This window comes from Pediococcus claussenii ATCC BAA-344 (genome assembly GCF_000237995.1).
In the GTDB taxonomy this organism is placed as follows: Bacteria; Bacillota; Bacilli; order Lactobacillales; family Lactobacillaceae; genus Pediococcus; species Pediococcus claussenii.
The window spans coordinates 1,683,942-1,708,301 of the sequence record NC_016605.1 but is presented as its reverse complement, the minus strand read 5'-3'; the positions used below and the strand labels follow the sequence as shown (position 1 = coordinate 1,708,301).

Genomic DNA, 24,360 nt, shown 5'->3' with positions numbered 1-24,360 from the left:
TTATTGTGTGAAAAAGGGTTAGAAAACTAAATAAGTGTGGAGAAGAAATGAAACGCAAAAGGGTTATAACTAATAAAGTACATTTTAAAATGTATAAAGACGGGCGTCGCTGGGTAATAGCGGGTTTGTCTTTTTTGTCGATTGCGTTAGTTGATGTGGCTGGAACTTCTCCAGCACATGCGGATGCTGCATCACAAACAACTACGGAGCAAACAACTGGTGGATCTGGAACAGGTACGAACGCTGGTACAAATGGGACTACCACAACCGCTTCTACGCCTGAATCAGGAGCAACATCAGATTCCTCTGTAAGCTTAAAATCACGGGCTGTAGCAACTGAAGATGATACTAGCAATACTACAAGTACTGCAAATTCACAAAGCCCAAAGACCGTTGCGCCTACAGTAAGTACAAATGTTACAACCAGCAATTTGTCGAGTCGAGCAGCCACTAAGTCCGTTGTTAAAATGGCAGCCATGGCTACGACACCTGCTTCAACATCCATTCCAAAGTTAGAAAACGGAAGTACAGTAGGATCAACAACTGGTAGTGTTACCGGGTCCACAGCTGAAAAGGATTTTTCTGGAAACGGAACTGCTGTTCAGTTTAATAGTAGTGGACAAGTTGGATTAACAGCAGACACTGGCAATCAGGTTGGACATGCTGTATTGAATACGACTATTGATTTTTCAAAAGATTTTACGCTGAGTGGATCAGTTTTATTGGGAAGCCACACTAATAACGCTGCTGATGGGATGGGAATTGTATTTTCACCTATTAATCCTCAAGACACTGCCAGTGGCCAAAAAGGTGGTGGATTGGGACTTGCCGGACTAAAGAACTCTTTTGGGTATGTCTTTGATGAATATGGGAATACCGGTGGATCATCAACTAGTAATGCTAATAATCAATACAATGACCCTAAGTTACAGTCGGGCTGGTTTGGAAGTACCTCTTTTGAGGCATATGCAGGATTCCGAACAACTAATGCGTCCGGTATTATGGTTGCACCCCCTACTGATCAAGTAACGCCGTTAAATACCAGTTTATACGATGGTAATTACCACACTATAACAATGACGTATAGTGCTGCTACGCAAATATTAACAGTTAGTTTTCCTGATAATGGGAATAGTACGTTAACTTTTGCTGTTCCAAATCAAGACGACTATGCTCTTTCAGTCGCAGCATCAACCGGTGGATCGTACAATAACTTTGGATTTCAACTAAATAGTTTAAATTATACTAAGGGGCAATCTGTTGTAACTATACCTGTTACAACGCCTAGTGGAACGACTGTTAACTACACAGTTAACGCCAATATTGGTGATACGATTCATGTTTATCCTACGGAAACTGCCGCTCAAGCAGCTATTGCACAGGGAGTAGATCCATCAACGGTTTTGGTATTTGATAGTTCGGTTGGTTATGGAATTAATCAGACCTTTTCATATACGGTTCAAAATACCACAACCCAAACAACACCAGTGATCACCAGTGCTGCGGTAGTTCCTGTAACTGTTCAATATGTGAACGAGAGTGGGGAATCAATTTTAGCAAGCAAAACTATTTCAGGCGTAAGTGGATTGAATATTGATTTTAGTTCGATTAATCCTGGAGCCCAGGTGACTGGAACAGATGGACAAAGTTATTTATTATCCGTTTCGCCAGATAATGAGGCTACATACGCTTCTGGAGAAAATTTAACGTATAAATTCACTGTTAATCCAACCAGCGCAGTAGTTTCAGCTGAATCAACTGTTGCTGGTTATCAGAATCAAGCAACATCCGCAATGTCAGCTGCTCAGTCAGCGTTAGATGCTGCTAGTCAAGCCGCGTCGTTATCGCCAAATGACTCAAATGTGGCAACTTATTATTCACAGACTCAAAGTTACTATATTCAAACTTCAACACAAAACATGACGGCTCAATCTGCTCAAGCCCAATTGGATGAAGCTAATCAGTTAGTCTCCAATGCTATTAATGATGATGTAAGTGCGGTTGCTCAGGCGACCTCAGTTACTTCTGTCTATATGAATCAATCGTTAACAGCAAGTATTGCTAATTCTTTATATAATTCTGCAAACTCCCTTTTAGGTTGGGAGCAAAGTATGGCAAATAGTTTGACTAGTGCAAATGGAGCGACTTTCGCTGACTCTAATACATCTATTTATCAGTCAATTGTTACAAGCTACAGCGCTCAGGCCCAAAGTGCGACTAGTCAGGCCAATTCGGCTACTTCTAATTACGATAGTGTTATGTCAGCGGCTTCAGTTGCTATTTCCAATGCTGATGAAAAAGCTGACGCTGCAATGCAACTGGTGAATTCATTAACTGCTGTTACTAGTTTAACGGCAAGTCAAGTTGAATCGACCGCCAGTGCTGCAACTAGTGTGGCTACTAGTGCGACAAGTGTTGCGGCAAGTAATATTGCATCCGAAGCGAGCTCAACTGTAGATTCTGTTCAGGGTATAGCATTATCAGCTGCAATGGCTGCAATGGAGGCTCAAGTAAATGCAAGTATTGCAGCTAGTCTGGCGGCAACTGATGTTACTAACCAAAATGTTCAAAATCAAAACGGGACTGCACAAAGCGCTGCAACTGGTGGAAATAGTGCTGCTCAAGCGGCAACCAGTCTCGCAAATGATGCCTTGAACTATGCTTCTGATGCACAGTTGGCTGCTAATAATAATGATTTAAGTGCTGCTTATAGTTATGCAATGCAGGCTGCCAGCGCTGCAGGGGATGTTTCATCTGCAATTGCTAATGTTGATTCGGCAGCCTCAACGGTATCTTCAGCAACAGTGCATGTTTCTAGTCAGGTTGTAGATGATTCAACGGTTTCATCACAGGCTGCCAGTGTCGCTTCAGGGGTAGCTTCAACTGCACAAAATAATGCCTCAGTTGCGGGTATTGCAGCCGATAGCGCTTTATCAAACGCTAATGCGGCCAGTAATACTGGTAAAACCGATTTAGCTAACTCAAATGTTGTTAGTGCGGCCAGTTTAGCTCAAAGTACAGCTAGTGGTGCGGCTAGTGCGGCCAGCTTAGCCAGTTATGAAGCTAAGCAAGCAACTAGTTTTGCAAGTGCATCAAGTAATTATGCTTCAGCGGCTCAGGGGTACGCTCAAGCGGCTCAAAGTGCTGCGGCTGCTAATGATGCTTCCTTAGCAAGTGCGTATGCAATAAGTGCGCAGAGTGCTCAGTCAGCAGCCCTTTCAGCAGCTCAAGTGGCAACAAGTTTGTATATGGTTGCCCAAAGCGCAAATGAATATGTTCAAACAACGGTTAAAGCGGATAGTATTGCTGCGGCAAGCTATGCTAGTGCGGCCGGATCTGAAGTGAACACCATCACGTCTGCGGCTGCGAATGTTAGTCAAAATAGTAATGATGCGCAAAATAATTTGGCATCACTTAGCGCACAAGCCTCGCAAGATCCTAAAAACAATAGCATGCAAACCGCTTATGGGTCAGTATCTAATGCAGTAACTGTTGAACAAAGTGCTTATCAAGTAATTAAAAGTGCTGAACAGGTAGCATTGGATGCGCAGACTTCGGCGGATTCAACTGCTCAATTAAATGATGTAAGTGCAACAAGTCAATACGAGTCAATTGCAGAGTCGGCACAAGCCATCGCAGATTCCAATAATACAATCGTGAATTCTTTGAATACTGCGATTAGTTCAATGGTGCCGGTATTTGGTTCTCAGGTAAACTATGATTCCAATGGTGCAAGTATGGCAGCTAATTCTGCTTCAGTTACAGCTAATGGGGCTTCGTCTGTTAATGCTAAAGTAACCTCACAAATGAATTCACTTGCTAATCAGGGCGTAGCAAACAGTCAAATTGCCGCCAGTGACCCAACAAATACAAGTGTTGCTGGGATGGCACAATCAGCTGCCGGCTATTTAAGTAATGCAACGATTTTAGCCTCTCAGGTTGAATCGGCGAATTCAACAGCAATAAGTTACGCAAGTGTGGCGAGTGATGATGCTCAGATTAACGATTTTTCAGGTGCAAGTAACGCCGCAAGTATTGCAGCTAGTTTAGCATCTGATGCAAATTTATTTAATTCACAGTATTCAGATTTGCAAACATCCATTGATAAGATTAGCCCACTGTTAAGCAATGCAGTTCAAGTTGATTCTGTAACGGCTAGTGAACAGGCATCTGATGCAGGAGTTCAGGCCAGTGCTGCTAATAATACTCAGTCGTTGGCAAGCAATGTGGCAGGTGATGTAAATAAATTAATCAGTAATATCGATAGTCTGGCAGCAACCAACCCTACTAATTATGTAGATCTCGTAAATAGTGCTGATTCCTTATCTACGGCGGTAAGTAGTTTACAGAATACGGTAAATAGTTTAACTAGTGCAACTCAGAGCTATAATATCGTGGCCAGTAATGCAGCTAAAACAGATGATACCAGCACAACAAGCATCGCTGCTTCAACTGCCAAGTCTGTTGCTGATACATTGGCAAATGATTTGTCTAGCATGCAAGGCCTCCTAAGCCAAGGAAACATTCTAGCTAGTGATGCTAACTTGCAATCACAAGCGGATAGTACTGCTGCAGAACAGTATCGCAATGATGCTTCAACGGCTGCTAGTGCTGCGGATAAAGCGTACAGTGCTGGAAGTAATGTTGGGGTTACGATCGACAGTATTGTCAGCGCAACTGGTTCGTACGGCGCTAAATCACCTGAAAATTCGCAAGTAAATGAATTAATTTCTCAAGCTGGATCACTTCAAAGTGCTGTAAATAGTGACAATGCGCAGGCAAATTCGTATCAAAAGATTGCTGACAGCTATTATCAACAAACTAATTCGGCAGCTAATATTGCAGATGCTTCGGATGCTTCAACCTATGCTTTCTTGGCACAATCAGCACAAAGTGCAGCGGGAAGTATCGAGTATCAAGTCGATAGTATGGCTAGCCAGGCAAATAGTATTTACAGTCAAGTAACAACTCAAGTTGATGCTGATATGGCGGGATCAAGTTTGTATGACTCAATGGCTAATTCAGCTGCAGTGCAAGCAGGCACGGATAATAGTTCGCAAACAGCGTTGACTTCAGAAATTAATAGTATTACTTCGGCGATTAATTCTATTTCTAGTTTAACTAGCGGTAATGCTCAGATAACAGGCCCAGTTACCTCAATGATTGGCATAAATAGTCAGGTTAATTCATTAAATAGTTCAACGAGTCAATTTATTACGTCTGCTAATAGCGCTGCCAGTGAGGCGGATCGAGTTGCTAGTTTAGGAAATAAAGATAGAACATCACAATATGCGGACAGTGCCATCGGTGCTCAAAGTGGTACAAATAGTGATTACCAGGCAACAAGTAATTTAGCCATTTCGGCAGAGCAGTTGTTATCACAAGCTCAGGCAGTTTTGAATTCGATTAATTCCGAAATTCAAGCAGATAGTGGGGCAGCAGCTAGCGCATCACAAACAATCATTAATGATACTAATAATGGGGGTTCTTTAGCTAGCTCAATTGACTCAAAAGCCACTTCGGCTATTTCTAAAGCAAAAACTGATTCTTCAAGTTCACTTGTAAACAGTTTAGCGGGTGATCTGAAATCAATTGATAGTGCTGCAGATTCAGCTAATATTGCTAACAATTCATTAAATACTTTGATGAGTGAATTGGCTAATAGTGTAGCCAGTGCCTCGGCAGCTTTTAACACGAGTGATACTAGCGTATTTGCGTCCGAAGCTACGAGCGCAGCATTAACGGCTAATAGCTTAACAAGTGCAATCAATAGTTTAGGCAAGTTAACCAATAATGAAACAACAACAATGGTCAATACGATCATTGCCGATAGTCTCTCTGCTGCAACGGCAAATAAACAAACAGCAGATGCAAATCAAGTTACTTCAGCGGCAAATTCAATTGTTAACTCAGAAGCAACGAAGTTTAGTAATCAGGTTACTTCTACAGTTACAATCGCGAGTGGAGTATCTGAAAATTCAGCAGTTAGCAGCATTGAAAACCAGCTTTCTGCCGCGCAAGCCCAAATTTCTGATTATCAGTCCAGTTTAGCAGCATTAGCTAGTACCGCTAGTTCTCTGGGATCTGATGCTCAAAGCGCTGCGGCAGCAAACAATGTTTCGACGGCAACGTCTGCTAACTTAGCAGCACAAAGTGCAGCGTCTGTGGCTAATAGTTTAGAACTAGTAACAGAGAGTACTATTGCCTCAGCGGGTTCTCAAGCACAATCTTTAGCTACAATTATTGGCTCGAATGCAGCCCAAAATGCTGATAGTGTAACGAATAATACTAATAGCATTAGTAGTGAAGTTTCGAGTATTCAGACAGTTGCAAATTCAATGGGCAGTGAGTATTCCAATAATTCTACGGTATCTGCGGCTTTATCAAACCTGAATGATCAGGTTGCATCTGCTTCGGTTGATCAGTCGATTGCAAATTCAGCTCAATCAATTGCTGATAGCTATGCCAGTGCTGCTAGCCAATTTAGTGATCCTAGTTTGGCAACCAAATTTGCGTCACAGGCGAATAGTGCTGCTTTAGTTGCCCAATCAGCAGATTCAATGGCGGCAGAAACATTATCTAATGTTAATTCTTCCTTTAATGATTTAGCTGATGAGGTTACAACTCAAGATGCTCAATCAGCTGGTCAGGCAGTGAGCGATGTAGGTGTTGATAGTAATGCTGTTACAAGTGCAAATTCAATCGCTAATTTAGACAGTGCAAATTCAACAGTGCAAAGTATGGCTAAGGCAATTCAGTCTAATGAAGATGATGCTTCGATGGCTTTAAGTACGGCTCAATCAGCGGCTTCAACAGCAAGTAGTCTTGCTGTAGTGGCTAAGTCGGATCCTGTCAATGAGGCAAGTTATGTATCCGCTGCTAATTCATTGGCGTCATTGGCAAGTGAACAAGTAGCTAAAGTTAATAGTGACAATAATGCTGTTTCTAACGCATTAAGTGATTTAAACAGTACAGTTATATCAGATGGAATTGACAAGACTCAATCGGCTGCCAGTGTAGCACAGAGCATAGCATCAGCAACTAGCGCGGATAATCAAACGAGTGCTGCCAACTCATTAACTAGTCTAAACAGCACGGCTACTAGTACCGAAAAGAGTTTGGCAAGTGCAGTCAGTGCTGATAACTCGACGGCAACGTCAGCGCAAAGTACGGCGAACTCGGCTGCCAGTGAAGCAGCTAGTTTGGCCTCGGAAGCGGCGACTACAACAGATCCAGCGACAGCTGCCAGTGCTGCCAGTAAAGCCGCTAGCTTAGCTAGCGTAGCCAGTGCGGCCCAGAGTACGGCAGCTAGTGCTAATACTAAGGCCAGTTCAGCAATGAGCGATCTTACCAGTGAAGTTAACTCGGAAGCAACCAGTGTGGCCCAATCAGCAGCACAGGCTGCAAATAGTACGGTATCAGCAACTAGCGCGGATAATCAAACGAGTGCTGCCAACTCATTAACTAGTCTAAACAGCACGGCTACTAGTGCCGAAAAGAGTTTGGCAAGTGCAGTAAGTGCTGATAACTCGACGGCAACGTCAGCGCAAAGTGCGGCGAACTCGGCTGCCAGTGAAGCAGCTAGTTTGGCCTCGGAAGCGGCGACTACAACAGATCCAGCGACAGCTGCCAGCGCGGCCAGTAAAGCCGCTAGCTTAGCTAGCGTAGCCAGTGCGGCCCAGAGTACGGCAGCTAGTGCTAATACTAAGGCCAGTTCAGCAATGAGCGACCTTACCAGTGAAGTTAACTCGGAAGCGGCCAGTGTTGCCCAATCAGCAGCACAGGCAGCAAATAGTACGGCGGCAACTAGCGCGGATAATCAAACGAGTGCTGCCAACTCATTAACTAGTCTAAACAGTACGGCTACTAGTGCCGAAAAGAGTTTGGCAAGTGCAGTCAGTGCTGCTAACTCGACGGCAACGTCAGCGCAAAGTACGGCGAGCTCGGCTGCCAGTGAAGCAGCTAGTTTGGCCTCGAAAGCGGCGACTACAACAGATCCAGCGACAGCTGCCAGCGCGGCCAGTAAAGCCGCTAGCTTAGCTAGCGTAGCCAGTGCGGCCCAGAGTACGGCAGATAGTGCTAATACTAAGGCCAGTTCAGCAATGAGCGACCTTACCAGTGAAGTTAACTCGGAAGCGGCCAGTGTTGCCCAATCAGCAGCACAGGCAGCAAATAGTACGGCATCAGCAACTAGCGCGGATAATCAAACGAGTGCTGCCAACTCATTAACTAGTCTAAACAGCACGGCTACTAGTGCCGAAAAGAGTTTGGCAAGTGCAGTCAGTGCTGATAACTCGACGGCAACGTCAGCGCAAAGTACGGCGAACTCGGCTGCCAGTGAAGCAGCTAGTTTGGCCTCGGAAGCGGCGACTACAACAGATCCAGCGACAGCTGCCAGTGCTGCCAGTAAAGCCGCTAGCTTAGCTAGCGTAGCCAGTGCGGCCCAGAGTACGGCAGATAGTGCTAATACTAAGGCCAGTTCAGCAATGAGCGATCTTACCAGTGAAGTTAACTCGGAAGCAACCAGTGTGGCCCAATCAGCAGCACAGGCTGCAAATAGTACGGCATCAGCAACTAGCGCGGATAATCAAACGAGTGCTGCCAACTCATTAACTAGTCTAAACAGCACGGCTACTAGTGCCGAAAAGAGTTTGGCAAGTGCAGTAAGTGCTGATAACTCGACGGCAACGTCAGCGCAAAGTACGGCGAACTCGGCTGCCAGTGAAGCAGCTAGTTTGGCCTCGGAAGCGGCGACTACAACAGATCCAGCGACAGCTGCCAGCGCGGCCAGTAAAGCCGCTAGCTTAGCTAGCGTAGCCAGTGCGGCCCAGAGTACGGCAGCTAGTGCTAATACTAAGGCCAGTTCAGCAATGAGCGACCTTACCAGTGAAGTTAACTCGGAAGCGGCAAGTGTTGCCCAATCAGCAGCACAGGCAGCAAATAGTACGGCGTCGGCAACTAGCGCGGATAATCAAACGAGTGCTGCCAACTCATTAACTAGTCTAAACAGCACGGCTACTAGTGCCGAAAAGAGTTTGGCAAGTGCAGTAAGTGCTGATAACTCGACGGCAGCGTCAGCACAAAGTACGGCGAACTCGGCTGCCAGTGAAGCAGCTAGTTTGGCCTCGGAAGCGGCGACTACAACAGATCCAGCGATAGCTGCCAGCGCGGCCAGTAAAGCCGCTAGCTTAGCTAGCGTAGCCAGTGCTGCCCAGAGTACGGCAGATAGTGCTAATACTAAGGCCAGTTCAGCAATGAGCGATCTTACCAGTGAAGTTAACTCGGAAGCAACCAGTGTGGCCCAATCAGCAGCACAGGCTGCAAATAGTACGGCATCAGCAACTAGCGCGGATAATCAAACGAGTGCTGCCAACTCATTAACTAGTCTAAACAGCACGGCTACTAGTGCCGAAAAGAGTTTGGCAAGTGCAGTAAGTGCTGATAACTCGACGGCAACGTCAGCGCAAAGTACGGCGAACTCGGCTGCCAGTGAAGCAGCTAGTTTGGCCTCGGAAGCGGCGACTACAACAGATCCAGCGACAGCTGCCAGCGCGGCCAGTAAAGCCGCTAGCTTAGCTAGCGTAGCCAGTGCGGCCCAGAGTACGGCAGCTAGTGCTAATACTAAGGCCAGTTCAGCAATGAGCGACCTTACCAGTGAAGTTAACTCGGAAGCAACCAGTGTTGCCCAATCAGCAGCACAGGCAGCAAATAGTACGGCGGCGGCAACTAGCGCGGATAATCAAACGAGTGCTGCCAACTCATTAACTAGTCTAAACAGTACGGCTACTAGTGCCGAAAAGAGTTTGGCAAGTGCAGTCAGTGCTGCTAACTCGACGGCAACGTCAGCGCAAAGTACGGCGAGCTCGGCTGCCAGTGAAGCAGCTAGTTTGGCCTCGAAAGCGGCGACTACAACAGATCCAGCGACAGCTGCCAGCGCGGCCAGTAAAGCCGCTAGCTTAGCTAGCGTAGCCAGTGCGGCCCAGAGTACGGCAGCTAGTGCTAATACTAAGGCCAGTTCAGCAATGAGCGACCTTACCAGTGAAGTTAACTCGGAAGCGGCAAGTGTTGCCCAATCAGCAGCACAGGCAGCAAATAGTACGGCGTCGGCAACTAGCGCGGATAATCAAACGAGTGCTGCCAACTCATTAACTAGTCTAAACAGCACGGCTACTAGTGCCGAAAAGAGTTTGGCAAGTGCAGTAAGTGCTGATAACTCGACGGCAGCGTCAGCACAAAGTACGGCGAACTCGGCTGCCAGTGAAGCAGCTAGTTTGGCCTCGGAAGCGGCGACTACAACAGATCCAGCGATAGCTGCCAGCGCGGCCAGTAAAGCCGCTAGCTTAGCTAGCGTAGCCAGTGCTGCCCAGAGTACGGCAGCTAGTGCTAATACTAAGGCCAGTTCAGCAATGAGTGACCTTACCAGTGAAGTTAACTCGGATGTAAATAGCCAAAGTTCACAAGCGAGTCAAGGCTCGTATGAAAGCCAAAGTTCACAAGTAAGTCAAGGCTCATATGAAAGCCAAAGTACAAAGGAAAATCAAAGTACACAGACAAGACAGGATGTAGCTAGCAATTGGAACTCACAAGTAGGCAGTGTTTCAAGACTAAGTAGAGCTACTAATACGATATCGACAAACAGAGTGATGAAAGTAGATACTGAGAAAAAGAAAATAGTAAGAAATTCTTCAAATTTTGAACCAAGGACGCGTATGGAACGTCTAAATAGTAAACAAAAAGTAGCTGGAAATACATCTGTCAGCGGTTTGTTACCACAAACAGGTGAAAATAATGGCTTTGAATCTGAATTAATTGGAATTTCGCTACTTTTATCTCTGTTTGGATTAGCAGGAATTAAAAGAAAAAAAGAGAAAAAATAGATATAATGGGAGTAAGTACTGGCTGTGAAAGCAGAAAGTAATTCTCTCAAGAAATTAGCAATAGATCGAGGGAATATAATTCTTTCGGTCTTTTGTTTATGTTAAGGAGGAATTTAATTGTTTTACTTTATTAATGTTGGGTTTGCGGACAAACGTTCTGGAATTGAACATGCTCAAATGCAACGATTAGCACTATTCAAAAAGTTTCAGAAAAAAACTCAAATTGTGACGCGAAATTTTTCTTTAAATTTACATGATGTTTTGAAACGGGCAGATTTGGATGACAGCGACATGATAAATTTGTTCGATTTTTTTCAGGGAACAGAAGAAATGAAAGCACGCTCATTTACTATTAATGACTTAAAAATAAAAAAAAGCTTACAACTTTTGCGAAATGACCAAGATGAACATGGATACATGGTACGAAATTCCCAACGAATTATTCAAAGAATTGCAATGCGAGCTCCGGAATACACGCAAGTTGATGTGGTTAGGACATTTGATCAATTAGGGAAATTGGTAAAAAGTGAATGGTACGATACAAGAGGGTTTAAAGGTCTTGAACAATTGTATGATGGGGATTCAAACGTTATAGCCGAGCAAGTTTTTAACCCGGATGGTCAAGTAGTTTATCAAACTTTTCACACTAAAAATGGCGAAGATAAATTACAAAACACCTTATACAGAATCGTGAATTATAAAGGACAAGACTATTCCTTTAATGGTGAACAGGCTATGATGCGTTTCTTTTTAGACGAACTGAACAAACGTAATAGTGAGAAAAACAGTTTTATAACAGATAGAACATTTGAATTAGCTTGGTCGGTACTTAATATGAAAACACCAGCATATCGGTACATGCATTTACATAGTAATCATTTAAATGATCCTGATAAAATTCTTGATGCAACTTTAAATTATAACTATGAATATGCAATTAAAAATTTAGAAAAGTGGGATGGAGTTTTAATACCAACTGAGCAACAGCGGGATGATTTTGTTGAAAGATATGGCAACAAAACAGCTACTTTTGCAATTCCTGTTGGTAATGTATCTGATGAAGTTATGAATAGTCCCCATATTCCGATTGAAGATCGAAAAGCGGGTAATGTTGTTATGGTAGCTCGTTTATCTCCTGAAAAGCAGCAAGACCAGGTTATACGTGCATTTAAACAAGTAAGTGAAAAGGTCCCGAACGCACACATAACGTTTTGGGGATATGCTAACGGTAAAGAAGGGCCTCGTCTAAAAAAAGTTGTGAAAGACTTGAATCTAGAAGATGTTGTGACTTTTGAAGATTATACAGCTGACATTAACACCGTATACGACGATGCCGTTTTAAATCTATTAACCTCAAGGGCTGAAGGCTTCGCGTTGGCCCTAATGGAAGCCCAATCGCATGGAATTCCGAATATCGCGTATGATGTAACCTATGGCCCACATGACATAATAATAGATGGACGAAATGGCCGTTTAGTGAAACTGGATGATGTAGACGCACTGGCACAGGCTATTATTGAGACGCTACAAAATCCAACTGAGCTACAGAAGTTTAGTGATAATAGTTATGTTGATGCTGAAAGGTATTCACAAGATAATATTTGGAAATCATGGCAACTATTATTTAACAAACAGGAGGAGGGCTAATGATTTATTTAGTGAACGAATATATCGTTGCAATGAATTCAGGCATTGAGCACTCTGAGATGCAGCGAGTGAAGATGTTTTCTGAAAATAACGAACCCGCAAAAATCGTTATCAGAAACTATGATCGGTTAATAGCACAATATATAAAACGTTTTGCATTACCTCAAAATAGTATTTTAAATATGTTTGATTATTTTCAAGAAGCAATCAATGTGCCATCAAAAGAACCAAACTATCCTAAAATTGAATCATTAAATTTAGCAGCGGAATACAATGTTGATCCAGGTGCAGATGTAAGCCATGTATACGATGGGGATCAGCTTGTATATGATGTCCATTTTGCACCAGGAACTGTAGGACAGCTATTTGCGGTTGACGTCTATAATAATAAAGAAATTCGAATGCAATCAACTTTATACGATATTCGGGGTTTTAAGTCACGTGATCAGTTTTTTGATCAGCAGGGGAACTTGATAACCCAATATAGTTATAGTCCCAGTGGAAAACGCAAAATTGAGGAATTTTTTGCCAAAAATGAAGAAGGACAAAGTTATATGTCATTGATTCATTTATTGGATTATAGGGATCAAGATTTGTATTTTAATAATTACGATGAATTATTTGTATATTTTTTAGATCAATTAAACCAGGATAACCCAGGGTCAACATTTATTGCTGATCGACCAGGAACCTCTTATAATGCAGTTCTCAATATGAAAACTAATCCAAGACGTTTTGCGACAATTCCAACACCGCATTCATCTAATCCGAAGGACCAAGTATTTGGTGATTTATCGAAAATGTATGCTGATATACTTTTGCAACGAGCGGACTCTTTAAATGGAGTAATTGTGGCAACTGAAGAGCAAAAACACGATCTAACTAAATGGATGGGAGGCGCAAAATTAGTAACAACGCCCATTAAACAAGCTTCTTTTGGTGTGGTATCGGATACTTTACTTGAAAATAAAATTGTACCGTTAGAAGACAGAGGGCCCCATAAACTCGTCTTTGTTGGAAGAGTAACGAAAAACCAAAGGCTTGAAAAGTTAATCAATGTGTTTAAGCTAGTTCATAATCAATTAAGTGATGTAACTCTTGATATATATGGATATGGAGAAAGTATTAAGGGTTGGAATGAAAAGATAAAGGAAGATAAGTTAGATGCAGCTATTAAGTTTAAAGGGTATCAAGTGGACTTGAATGAGGCTTATGACACCGCGCAGTTGTTTATCAGCACCACTTTAAGTGACGCACAGTCGTTATCGATCATTGAAGCGTTGGGTCACGGTACTCCAGTAGTGGCATTTGATACAAAGTATGGTCCAGTTGGCTTAGTTGATGATGAAACTGGAAAGCTTGTGGCGGATGAAGATGAAACTACTATGGCCATTAACATTATTCAAATAATAAGTGACCAAAGTCTGTGGAACGAAAAAAGTATAGGCGCTAGAAAGCGTGCCCAGCAGTACAGTGCTTCAAGAGTATTTAAGCAATGGAAAAAGGGATTAAGATAAACCGAAGGGGTAGTTATGGATGAAAAAGGTAACCATTCAAGATGTTGCTGATGCGTCCAAAGTTTCTAAGGCGACGATTTCGCGTTATTTAAATGGACAGTGGAATCGAATGAACCAGCAAACTCGTCAAAAAATTGCAAACAAAATTGAGGAGCTAGGATATATTCCAAATCAACAGGCTCGGTCATTAAAGGCCAAACATAATAAAATAATTGGACTAATTGTTGCAGATATTGCTAATTTATATACATCTAGGTTGATTAAGGGGATTCAAACGACCTTACGAAGAGAAGGGTACCGATTACTGATATACGATTCATCAAATAATTTAAAAGATGAGGCGGAATCTATTAAATATATCTTGGCGCAAAATGTAGATGGAATAATTCTACAACCGCTTTCGTCTGAAAGTAAGCAGTATGAAATGCTAAACAATCTAGATTGCCCGGTTATATTAGTAGACCGACAGACATATCCATTACGTTGGGAATCGATTACGTCCAATGATTTTGTTGCTGCACAACAATTAATGAACTTAGTTTTTCAACGTGGATATAAGCAAGTTTCTGTTATAACGGGTAAAATTGATTTAATCTCTTCAAGAAGTCTTCGTTATAATGGTATTTTAGAGGCTGCTAAGCAATTTAATGCCAAGGTTGAATTAGATGAATTGGATGATGAATACTTAGTTCAACTTGAAGAAATAGTAAAAAGCAGCAAAGGAAAACACAAAGCTTTATTTGCCACCAATGGGCAATTATTGATAGATATTATTAAGATTTGTAAGAGCTTTGATATTAAAATTCCCGAAGAGCTGGCGGTAGTGGGGTACGATGACATGTCAGTTGGAGATTTAACTACTCCAGGCATTAGCGCTATAAACCAAAAGCCAGTTCAAATTGGAAAAGAAGCAGCACAAAAACTAATAGAGCATATTGGGGATGAAAATAAATCAGAACCCAGCGTTAATATGATTGACAGCAAAATAGTTAAGAGACAATCCTTTTAGGATTGTCTTTTTTTGTTCGATTTTTAGAAGTTACTCGGCATGTTGCATTCTCTTTTTTGAAACGAGTTCCACAAGCCAACCTCCTCCGGTTTGCCTGCAATATGAACCATGACCAAACCCGTCATAATTCATATTACCTGCAGCCAGTTTCTATGAGACGGTTTGCGTCCATAGGAATGGACAACGTATGAGTATCAGATTTTGTAAAACAAAATCCACCATACTAGACGAGCTAGTAATCCTCAGAAGTTACCCGGCATGTTGCACTCTCTTTTTTGAAACGAGTTCCACAAGCCAACCCCTTCCGGTTTGCCTGCAATATGAACCATGACCAAACCCGCCATAATTCATATTACCTGCAAATCCTCAGAAGTTACCCGGCTTGTTGCACTCTCTTTTTTTCTTGACATTTTTTTGAAAGCGATTACAATACTCAATAAGGATACCGGTTTCCCAAATATATTTACGAGGTTAAATCATGGAAGAAAATCAATGGACAGCTAACCTATTATTACTTAATCAAGAACACGAAGATGGTAAGCAACAGCTTGAATTATTGCAAGAATTGTATGAGTTAGGCTTTAGGTCATTTGAGGTACGAAGAGAATTCTTTTTCAACATTGACGAAGAAATTCCGGCAATTAGAAATTGGGCACAAGAACACAATATTGAGCTATTTTATAGTATTCCTGATGAATTATTCGTTGATGGGATGCTGAATTCCAAACTACTTCAATATATTAAGGAATCGCACACTATGGGAATCAAAAAGGCAAAATTCAATATTGGCGATTATGAGCATTTTCAAGGGGATTTCAAAGCTAGTTTCGAAACTCTAGAAAAAACACTTGATGGGCTCGAGATTAACGTTGAAAATGACCAAACCCAAACTAGTGGACGAATTAAACCGATTCTAAAATTTTTAAATGATATTAAAAACTCACAAATAAACGTTGGATATGTGTATGACCTAGGAAACTGGGAATTTACTGGAGAAAATTTCTTTGAAGCTGCCGAAACATTAAAGAATTTTATTCGTTATATTCATGTTAAAGATGTTACAGAAGGTCCTGAGGTTAGACCGCTTGATGAAGGGCAACTTGATTGGCGGAAGGCCTTGGATGTTCTGCCAACTAATGTGCCAATTGCTCTTGAGTATCCAGTATTGAGTAATGCAGTTATCGAATCAGGCATTAATAAATTAAATTCATACAAAAAGGGGAGTGCTCAAAATGAGTGATAAACAGATGCATATTGATCCAGCGGATTTTGCTAAATTATTTCTTCAAACGAGTGATGTGACTAATATGACAGAAGCGGAAATTCCCGAAAAAACCAAAAAGGCTTTATCAGCTTATCTATCAGCATATTATTTGGCAGACCGCTTTAATCGCAGTGAACAGCAATTTTTTACTGATAAAGATACTCAAAGTTCAATTTACCAAACAATCATGCGAGAACTTAACGAATATTAGATACGCCAGGAGGAAAAAGTCATGGCTGAAATAATTACGGGGATTTTATTGATATTATCGTTTGCGCTTTTTATATATTATGCGATGAAAGGTGGAAATCTAACCGTTGGTTTCTTCATAATGGCGGTGTTATGGGTGATTATTGGTCGCGTGCCATTTAACACAGCAATTAATAAAGTGTTTACACAGCCAGTTTTAGATTACGGTAAAACGGCTGCCACCATTATTTTTGGATCTTGGTTTGGGCGAGTATTGGTTGAAACCGGAATTGCTGGAAGCATTACACGTAAGACTGAAAAAGTTGGGAAAAAAAGTCCAGTGTTAGCGTCAATTTTGATAGCGTTAGTGACTTTCTTAATCTTTTCAGGAGCATATGGGGTAGGCTCGGCGATTGCGGTTGGAGTTATTCTATTTCCAATTCTGTTTTCAATGGGAGTTCCAAGAAAAATAGCCGTCTCAATTTTTACCTTATCAATTGGTGCGGCTATGTATATTAACAATGTTTTATTTGTTCAATTTCAAGTATTCTTTAAGGGTGTGGAATGGGGACCGAATTATTTAAAATTTGGTATTCCAGCAGCGATCGTCCAAATGATAGTTGTAATTATTTTCATATTATTTAACAGTAAAAAAATTCGAAATGGAAAACCTGAGATGATTGCGGAAGATTCTAAGGAGGACATAAAGGAAGTTTCACCATTCACGTATATTCTTCCAATTATTCCGGTTTCATTAAGTATCATTTTTCAATGGAATTCTATTCCAGCACTGATAGTTGCGACTTTATTAGCATTTTTAATGACCGGACAAATGAAAAGTTATGTTGGATTTGTTAAATTAATGAATGGCACAGTGAAACAAGCTATTAGTGATATCTCTGGATTATTGATTATGTTGTTTGTTTTAACGATGTTCCAACAGGCGGCAGTGTTTGCAATGAGTGGATTTAACTCAATATTTAAGTCAATATTACCAACAAATCACTTAGTTTTAATTTTGATTATGATGGTTATTGCTCCGCTTTCATATTTCAGAGGTCCCTTAATGTTATATGGTGCCGGCGCTGCAACAGCTTCAATTTTCACAGCAACGGGGCTATTTCCACCATATTTCCTATATGGACTATTGGTTGTGCCAACTATGATGGCAGTTTCTGCCGACATTACTCAGTCTTGGAATTTATGGTCGGTTCAGTATGCTAAGTTAACTACAAAAACTTTCCTTTCCACTGGATTACCGTGGGCTTGGATTGCAACAGCTTTGAATCTAATATTAGTATTGAACATTTACCATTAAAAGGTTAGGAGGATTTTATTATGAGTGAATTTTTAACAATTGGAGAGCCAATCGCTTTGTTTGCATCGACTGATGAAGATCAATCATTGGCCGATTCCCAAAACTTTCGTAAATTTTTGGCTGGAGCTGAGGTTAATGTCACAGTTGGTGTTTCAAGGCTGGGGCATACTACTGAATATTTAACACAATTAGGAAATGATCCATTTGGGGATTTTATTAAAAAAGAGTTGCACGATAATGATATTGGAACGGATTATATTGAACAGGTTGATGATTACTGGACCGCTTTTCAATTGAAAGATAAAGTGTCAAAGGGAGATCCAAGTATTTATTATTTTAGAAAAGGGTCCGCTGCAGCGCATTTTGAAAAAGATGTTCTAGATAAGGTGGATTTTTCAGATGTAAAAATCGCCCACTTATCTGGAATCTTTCCAGCAATTTCCGAGCAGGCGTTTGAAAGCTTTGAGTATTTAATTAAGTTGTTACGTGAGCATCAAATCCAAACCGTCTTTGATCCTAACTTGCGTCCGCAACTCTGGTCATCTACGGAAAAAATGGTTCAAACTATTAACAATCTGGCCAAAGAAGCTGAAATAATTTTGCCCGGAGTAGGTGAAGGAGAAATTTTAGTTGGAAGTCGTGATTTAGAAACAATTGCTGATTTTTATTTAAATCAAAGTGATGTTACAAAGACAGTTATTATAAAGGATGGACCTTCCGGCGCTTTTGTAAAACAAAAGAATGGTGAAAGTTATTTTGTAGATGGATTTAAGGTAGACCACGTCATTGATACAGTTGGTGCCGGAGATGGATTCGCATTAGGATTGGAGACGGGTTTGCTGGAGGGTCTGTCTTTAAAGGAAGCTGTGCGAAGAGGGAATGCGATTGGCGCCTTGGCCGTTCAAGCTCCCGGAGATAATGACGGTTATCCGGATAGAGAACAATTAGAAAAGTTTCTTAAAGAGAATTAGGATTTTGGAGGGATGAGAAAATGGAATTGCAAGTTGCAATAGACCGGGTTTCCATCGAAAGGGCAGTTGAAATTGCAAAATTACTTGATGGAGTTGTGCCAATTATTGAAATGGGAACGTCCTTGGTTAAGGATTACGGTACAATTGGAATTGAAAAGATGCGAGAGAATGTTCAAAAGTCAAAGTTACTAGTTGATATCAAAACAATTGATGAAGGTGGTTACGAATTTGAGCAAGGTTTCAAATTTGGTGGTGATATACTAACTGTCATGGGAGCAAGCTCGCAGGCAACACTGGATACTACCTATCAGGTTACAGCTAAACATGCAAAGCAGATGATGATTGACCTGCTAGAAGTGGGCAACAATAAGATCGCTGAAATTCAAAATTATACTAATGCTATATATGCGTTACACCATAGTGTTGATAGAACGGATGATTTTCAGCCAACAGATGATGTGGCCGATTTCAAACAACAGTTTCCAAACATTAAACATCTGGCCGTAGCAGGTGGAATAAACCTTAATAGTGCCCAAAAGTTATCTGAACAAGGCTTAGTTGATATTGTAATTGTTGGGTCAAGTATTGTTGGAGCAAGTGATATTGTTGAAGCTGCACAAAAATTTTTGGAGGTTATCTAAGATGAATGAAAAAGTATTGCCAGATATTATGAATGAAATAAATACGGTTATGGGTTTAGTCGATGAAACACAGCTTGAAAATGCTATGCCATTAATAACGAAGGACAAGAGGATTTTTGTTATTGGTGCAGGACGTTCTGGGTTCCAAGCTAAGGGATTTGCAATGCGTTTAATGCACATTGGATATACTGACTATGTTATGGGGGAGACAATCACTCCTTCAATCGCAAAGGGTGATACTTGGGTTGCCATCTCAGGTTCGGGAACAACAAAAGGGATTGTAGCGGATACAGAAGCTGCCAAGAAATTAGGATTGAATATTATTGCATTGACTAGTGATAAAAGCTCACCACTTGCTCAGTTAGCTGATAAAGTTATCGTTGTTCCGGGAGCAACTAAGACGGGTGCAGGAGTTAAATCAATTCAGTTACTTTCAACTCTGTTTGATCAAACGGTTCATATAACTTTGGATGCGTTGACGCTTAAGCTTGCACATCGTGATGATACTAGTAATCAAGATGCTTTAAATGAGCACGTGAATGTTGAATAATTATGAATATACTAACTCGGTATCCAATTCATGAGGATGATTTAAAAAAACTAAAACAACTAACGGAAACTAGAGTGATTCAATCAAGCGAAGTAACTAGCCAAGAAAAGCTAGAAATTGACGTCATTTTTGGATGGGATGATGTTGCAAAAGAAATTCTCAATAATCCTCAAAATAGGGTTAAATTTATTCAAACATATTCAGCTGGAGTGGATTATTTACCGCAAAAATTAATATTGGATCAAGATATTATGGTTGCCAATAGTAGCGGTATACATGGTAAATATATTGCCCAGATGGTATTAGGATATTTACTAGCATTTTCGCGTGGGATCCAACCTTCAATGGTTAGTGCAAGTCAGCACAAATGGTCGCATTTAGAAATCCGCGAGAAAATGTTTGCTTTGGAAGATGCCACCGCTTTAGTTTTTGGAACTGGTCACATCGGATCTTCCGTGGGGGAATTATTGCAGCAATTTGGCGTAAAAACAGTTGGGGTTAATCATTCTGGACAAAGTAAAAATGGGTTTGACGATGCGATTAAAGTGACCAACTATCAAAAATTACTAGCAAAAAGTGACATCGTAATAAACACGATGCCACTTACTGGAGAAACAGTGCATTTTTTTGATAATAAATTTTTTAATAATATGAACGCGAATGGAATTTTTATTAATGTTGGTCGTGGAGCATCGGTTGAAACTAACGATCTATCTACTGTTCTGAAAGAAGGTAGACTCAGAGGTGCTGCACTTGATGTAGTTGAGTCTGAACCGCTTGGTACGAATTCGCCGTTGTGGAGCCTATCAAATGTTATTTTAACACCACATATTTCGGGTACAATTCCACACTTGAGAAGAAAGCTTTTTGCAATTCTTTTTGAAAACCTACAGAGTTTACAAGCAACGGGTAAAATTAATAGAAATGTTATTGATATCCATCGAGGATACTAAATAATCCTTAGTGTATATTTTGTAAGATTGCATTGAAGATATCAGTAACAAGTTGATTTGCAAGCTTAGAAACGTCTGGATCTAGTCCTTTTAACTCAGAGCGAATTAATACTTTTACTTGACTCCAATGTTTAATAAGATCGGAAATATTTGTTAAATCAAGCTGCTGAAATACCGAAAAGAGTTTTTCTAACAGCTTTTTTTTATTGCTATAAGATAGTTTATCGATGGCCTCAATGTGTATGGTAGGTACAGAACTGGTAAAATCGGTTAATCCTTGTATGTCAATCAACTGACCATCACTGTCGGCTTGCCACGAATAAAGGTCATGTTGCCAGATCCCAACAGAATTACTTTGAATACTACGTTGGTTAAAATGATTAGTGGCAATAATTCCAAATACTGAAAGTTGAGGAACAATGTTTGTAACCGAAACTTTTGATAAATGGCTTCCAGATTCGAACGAAGGAGTAGAATCTAAACTAATGGTTTCGATTATCTTTGATTGTGCTTCAATGGGTTGATGGGCAACAGAAACGGCTGCTAAGTTTCCACCTTTAGAATATCCAATAACTCGAATAGATTGATCATCGATAGATAGCTCATGATCTAAATATCGTGATGCAGCCTGTTGAGCCTTAAGATTAGCCTGAAGTGCCATTTGAAAATCACTTTGCCAACCTAGAATGGTACCCTCTGTAGCACGGAAAACGACAACTTTTTGTTTATTCTTAAGCTGAAAAGTCATTCCACCGAATTGTTCACTAAAACTAGTACTATCGTGAAGCACTAAACGAGATACAGTCACTTCTGAAAAACGATGAGATTCAGATAACTGAATTAAAAGACGAAGATCTGCTGGAAGAGTGATCTGTCTAGTAGGCTGATCCATCTGGGCAAGTATTGCAATGCAAAGTTGATTTAGTGGAACTTCAGACATATTCTCCTGCCAAATAAGCTGAAAGGGAAGAGAAGCTGCTCGAGCAAAAACGAGTTTATCCATATCAGTTAGTTTGTCTGGTAAAATACTCTTAAAGTTATCAAGATAGTTTGAAAGTGAAAGCATACGGTTTTCCTTTTTAGTTATTCTTGTTTTAGGGTAGCATTTTTTATGAAAGTACGTCAATTTAACATAAAGTGGGTAAACAAAATGGATCATACTGATAAATATCAAAAAACAGAAAGACAAATTGAAGATGCCTTACTAAAATTGGTTCAAGAAAAGACGTTTAATCAGATTACGGTGCGAGATTTAACTGATACAGCAAAAGTTGGAAGATCCACTTTTTATGAGCACTATTATGATAAGTATGAATTACTAGATAACATGGTTGATCGTTATTCAAATCTCTTTGCTAAGGTGCTTTCAGATCGATTTGATAAACAAAAAGTAGAAAATTTAACTGCAGAAAGCCTTGAAGAAATTGTCGATCAATTGGCGCAAAATCGATATGCAATAGTCATTTTGTTACATTTGGATGTGGAAGGTTCTAACTTAAGCTATAATTTTAGAAGTGTTTTAAGGGCAGCAGTTCAAGAAAGCTTATTCACGGCCGAATATGCACAAAATACTGGGGTACCAAGCGAATATCTTAATGAATTGTATACTAATATTGCTTACACACAGATTGAGTGGCAACTTGAGCAAGGTAAAAATCAGCGGATCGTAGATCTATCCAATAAGTTGATAAAGATGTATAGAACTGACTTGGATGACTGATGACGTTCCTCTTCATAAACAAATCGAAGAGTCGCTTTTGATTAGCGATTCTTTTTTTGTTGGTTTTGTGCAGCAAAACATAGATACTAGTACGCTGTTTACGCCATAGAGCGAGAATTTAAGTGGTTTAGGATGAGCAGCGCTACTTGGTTTTTGAAAACTAATAAATCGTGAAAGCGGATTCTTTAAAAAACGCGCTATTTTACTTTGAATCATTCTAAAAGTGGTGGTATCATGTATAAGGTTAATTAGAATCGTTCTAATTTGAATGGAGGGCAAAATGGAAAATACAAAGAAGAAATCGTCAACACTAGCGCAACGAATTAATATTATCCGTGCTAGTGTAATGGGCGCTAATGATGGTATTTTATCTGTTGCTGGGATTGTCTTGGGTGTTGCTGGCGCTACAACCGATAGCTTTGCAATTTTGATTTCAGGGCTAGCCGGAATGCTTGCGGGCACTGTTTCAATGGCAATGGGAGAGTATGTGTCTGTTAATTCGCAACGTGATGCTCAGGAACATGCAGCTGAAATGCAAAAAGAGGCTCTAAAATCAGATTACCAGAGTGAATTTAACTTTGTAAGGGAAAAGTATAAAAAGATCGGGATTACCGAGGAGCTTGCCGAAAAAGCTACTCGAGAAATGATGGATAAGGATCCGGTTTTAACCACGGTACGCGAAAGATTTGGATTCGACATTCATAATTTTACAAGTCCGTATATGGCAGCGATCGCTTCAATGATTTCATTTTCGCTAGGGTCCTTATTACCATTACTGACGATTACTTTTACAGGTCAGTCGGTGCGGGTACCGTTAACTGTGTTATCGGTTGTGGTTGCCTTAGCCATAACTGGCTATTGTGCGGCTTTATTAGGTAAGGCAATTCGAACACGTGCAGTAGTTAGAAATGTAATAGCAGGTCTATTAACAATGACGGCGACTTACTTAATCGGTAGTTTGTTTGCAAGATAGTAGGAGATAGAGATGGCAAAAAAGAAACAGAGTTTAGATAATAAGTTAAATACGCTACGTGCTGGAGTTTTGGGAGCTAATGACGGAATCCTAACTGTTGTTGGTGTTCTATTTAGTGTGGCAGCCGCAACAACTAATCCATTTACGATTTTTATAGCAGGGCTTTCAGATTTATTAGCATGCGCTTTTTCAATGTCAGCTGGGGAATATGCTTCAGTTAGTTCTCAGCGGGATACTGAAAAGGCAGTTGTTGGTGAAGAACAGCTTCGTTTAAATACTGGTTTTAATGAAGAAAAAGGTGTGGTTGCAGATTTTTATATGGATCGGGGAGTTACAACTGATACAGCTAATGAAATTGCCGATGAATTAATGAACAAAAATGCACTTCATACTGCGGTTAATGTTCGCTATGACATGGATTTAGACAGTTATTTAAATCCATGGAGTGCCGCGTTATCTTCACTTATTTCAGCGTCATTAGGCGGTATTTTACCGTTAGTTGCGATGACTTTTGCACCAACACCATTCAAAATGTTAGCAACAATAATTGCAACGATTATATCAGTAGGAATAACGGGATTAATGAGCGCTGAACTTGGCAACGGTTTTGTGAAGAAGGCTATCATAAGAAACGTGTTAGTTGGAATTTTAACGATGTTTATTCATTATTATATTGGACGATTGTTCTAGATGTAAGTTCGATAATATTTTGATAAAACAAGCTATCTGCA

15 protein-coding genes are annotated in these 24,360 nt (G+C 40.6%); 14 read left to right on the top strand and 1 reads right to left on the bottom strand.

Annotation, left to right across the window (positions count from 1 at the left end; genetic code table 11):
* Positions 1-47 precede the first annotated feature (47 nt).
* From PECL_RS08405 to PECL_RS08355, 11 genes are all read left to right on the top strand, one after another.
* Positions 48-10,877 (top strand): KxYKxGKxW signal peptide domain-containing protein, encoded by a 10,830-nt coding sequence (locus PECL_RS08405; RefSeq protein WP_014216166.1) that lies wholly within the window; start codon positions 48-50, stop codon positions 10,875-10,877.
* 117 nt (positions 10,878-10,994) lie between these two features.
* Positions 10,995-12,524, top strand: coding sequence for a glycosyltransferase (locus PECL_RS08400; RefSeq protein WP_014216165.1), 1,530 nt, complete (start codon positions 10,995-10,997; stop codon positions 12,522-12,524).
* Entirely contained in the window at positions 12,524-14,041 is a 1,518-nt protein-coding gene (gene asp1 / locus PECL_RS08395; protein WP_014216164.1) for an accessory Sec system glycosyltransferase Asp1, read from the top strand. Before PECL_RS08400 ends, asp1 begins: the two co-directional genes overlap by 1 nt.
* 19 nt (positions 14,042-14,060) lie before the next feature.
* Complete coding sequence (locus PECL_RS08390) at positions 14,061-15,050, top strand: LacI family DNA-binding transcriptional regulator (RefSeq protein WP_014216163.1); 990 nt, start codon at positions 14,061-14,063, stop codon at positions 15,048-15,050.
* A gap of 478 nt (positions 15,051-15,528) precedes the next feature.
* Complete coding sequence (locus PECL_RS08385) at positions 15,529-16,290, top strand: sugar phosphate isomerase/epimerase family protein (protein ID WP_014216162.1); 762 nt, start codon at positions 15,529-15,531, stop codon at positions 16,288-16,290.
* Positions 16,283-16,525 (top strand): hypothetical protein, encoded by a 243-nt coding sequence (locus PECL_RS08380; protein WP_014216161.1) that lies wholly within the window; start codon positions 16,283-16,285, stop codon positions 16,523-16,525. Before PECL_RS08385 ends, PECL_RS08380 begins: the two co-directional genes overlap by 8 nt.
* A gap of 21 nt (positions 16,526-16,546) precedes the next feature.
* Positions 16,547-17,821: a transporter permease gene (locus PECL_RS08375; RefSeq protein WP_014216160.1), complete on the top strand. Its 1,275-nt coding sequence runs from the start codon at positions 16,547-16,549 to the stop codon at positions 17,819-17,821.
* A 20-nt stretch (positions 17,822-17,841) separates the two neighbouring features.
* Complete coding sequence (locus tag PECL_RS08370; protein ID WP_014216159.1) at positions 17,842-18,792, top strand: sugar kinase; 951 nt, start codon at positions 17,842-17,844, stop codon at positions 18,790-18,792.
* Between the two features lie 20 nt (positions 18,793-18,812).
* Positions 18,813-19,433 carry an orotidine 5'-phosphate decarboxylase / HUMPS family protein gene (locus tag PECL_RS08365; protein WP_014216158.1) on the top strand — a complete coding sequence of 207 codons (621 nt, stop codon included), beginning with the start codon at positions 18,813-18,815 and terminating at the stop codon, positions 19,431-19,433.
* Position 19,434: 1 nt separating this feature from the next.
* A complete protein-coding gene (gene hxlB, locus PECL_RS08360; protein WP_014216157.1) occupies positions 19,435-19,983 on the top strand; it encodes a 6-phospho-3-hexuloisomerase in 549 nt (182 codons plus the stop codon).
* A 2-nt stretch (positions 19,984-19,985) separates the two neighbouring features.
* Positions 19,986-20,936, top strand: a complete 951-nt coding sequence (locus tag PECL_RS08355; RefSeq protein WP_014216156.1) for an NAD(P)-dependent oxidoreductase — start codon at positions 19,986-19,988, stop codon at positions 20,934-20,936.
* Positions 20,937-20,943: 7 nt separating this feature from the next.
* On the opposite strand, the gene PECL_RS08350 is transcribed toward PECL_RS08355, so the two are convergent.
* Positions 20,944-22,002: an Mbeg1-like protein gene (locus PECL_RS08350; protein WP_014216155.1), complete on the bottom strand. Its 1,059-nt coding sequence runs from the start codon at positions 22,000-22,002 to the stop codon at positions 20,944-20,946.
* Between the two features lie 45 nt (positions 22,003-22,047).
* Here PECL_RS08350 and PECL_RS08345 point away from each other — a divergent pair, with 45 nt between their 5' ends.
* From PECL_RS08345 to PECL_RS08335, 3 genes are all read left to right on the top strand, one after another.
* Entirely contained in the window at positions 22,048-22,656 is a 609-nt protein-coding gene (locus PECL_RS08345; protein WP_081478623.1) for a TetR/AcrR family transcriptional regulator, read from the top strand.
* Between the two features lie 280 nt (positions 22,657-22,936).
* Positions 22,937-23,629, top strand: a complete 693-nt coding sequence (locus tag PECL_RS08340; RefSeq protein WP_014216152.1) for a VIT1/CCC1 transporter family protein — start codon at positions 22,937-22,939, stop codon at positions 23,627-23,629.
* Positions 23,630-23,641: 12 nt separating this feature from the next.
* Positions 23,642-24,319, top strand: a complete 678-nt coding sequence (locus tag PECL_RS08335; RefSeq protein ID WP_014216151.1) for a VIT1/CCC1 transporter family protein — start codon at positions 23,642-23,644, stop codon at positions 24,317-24,319.
* Positions 24,320-24,360: the final 41 nt, after the last annotated feature.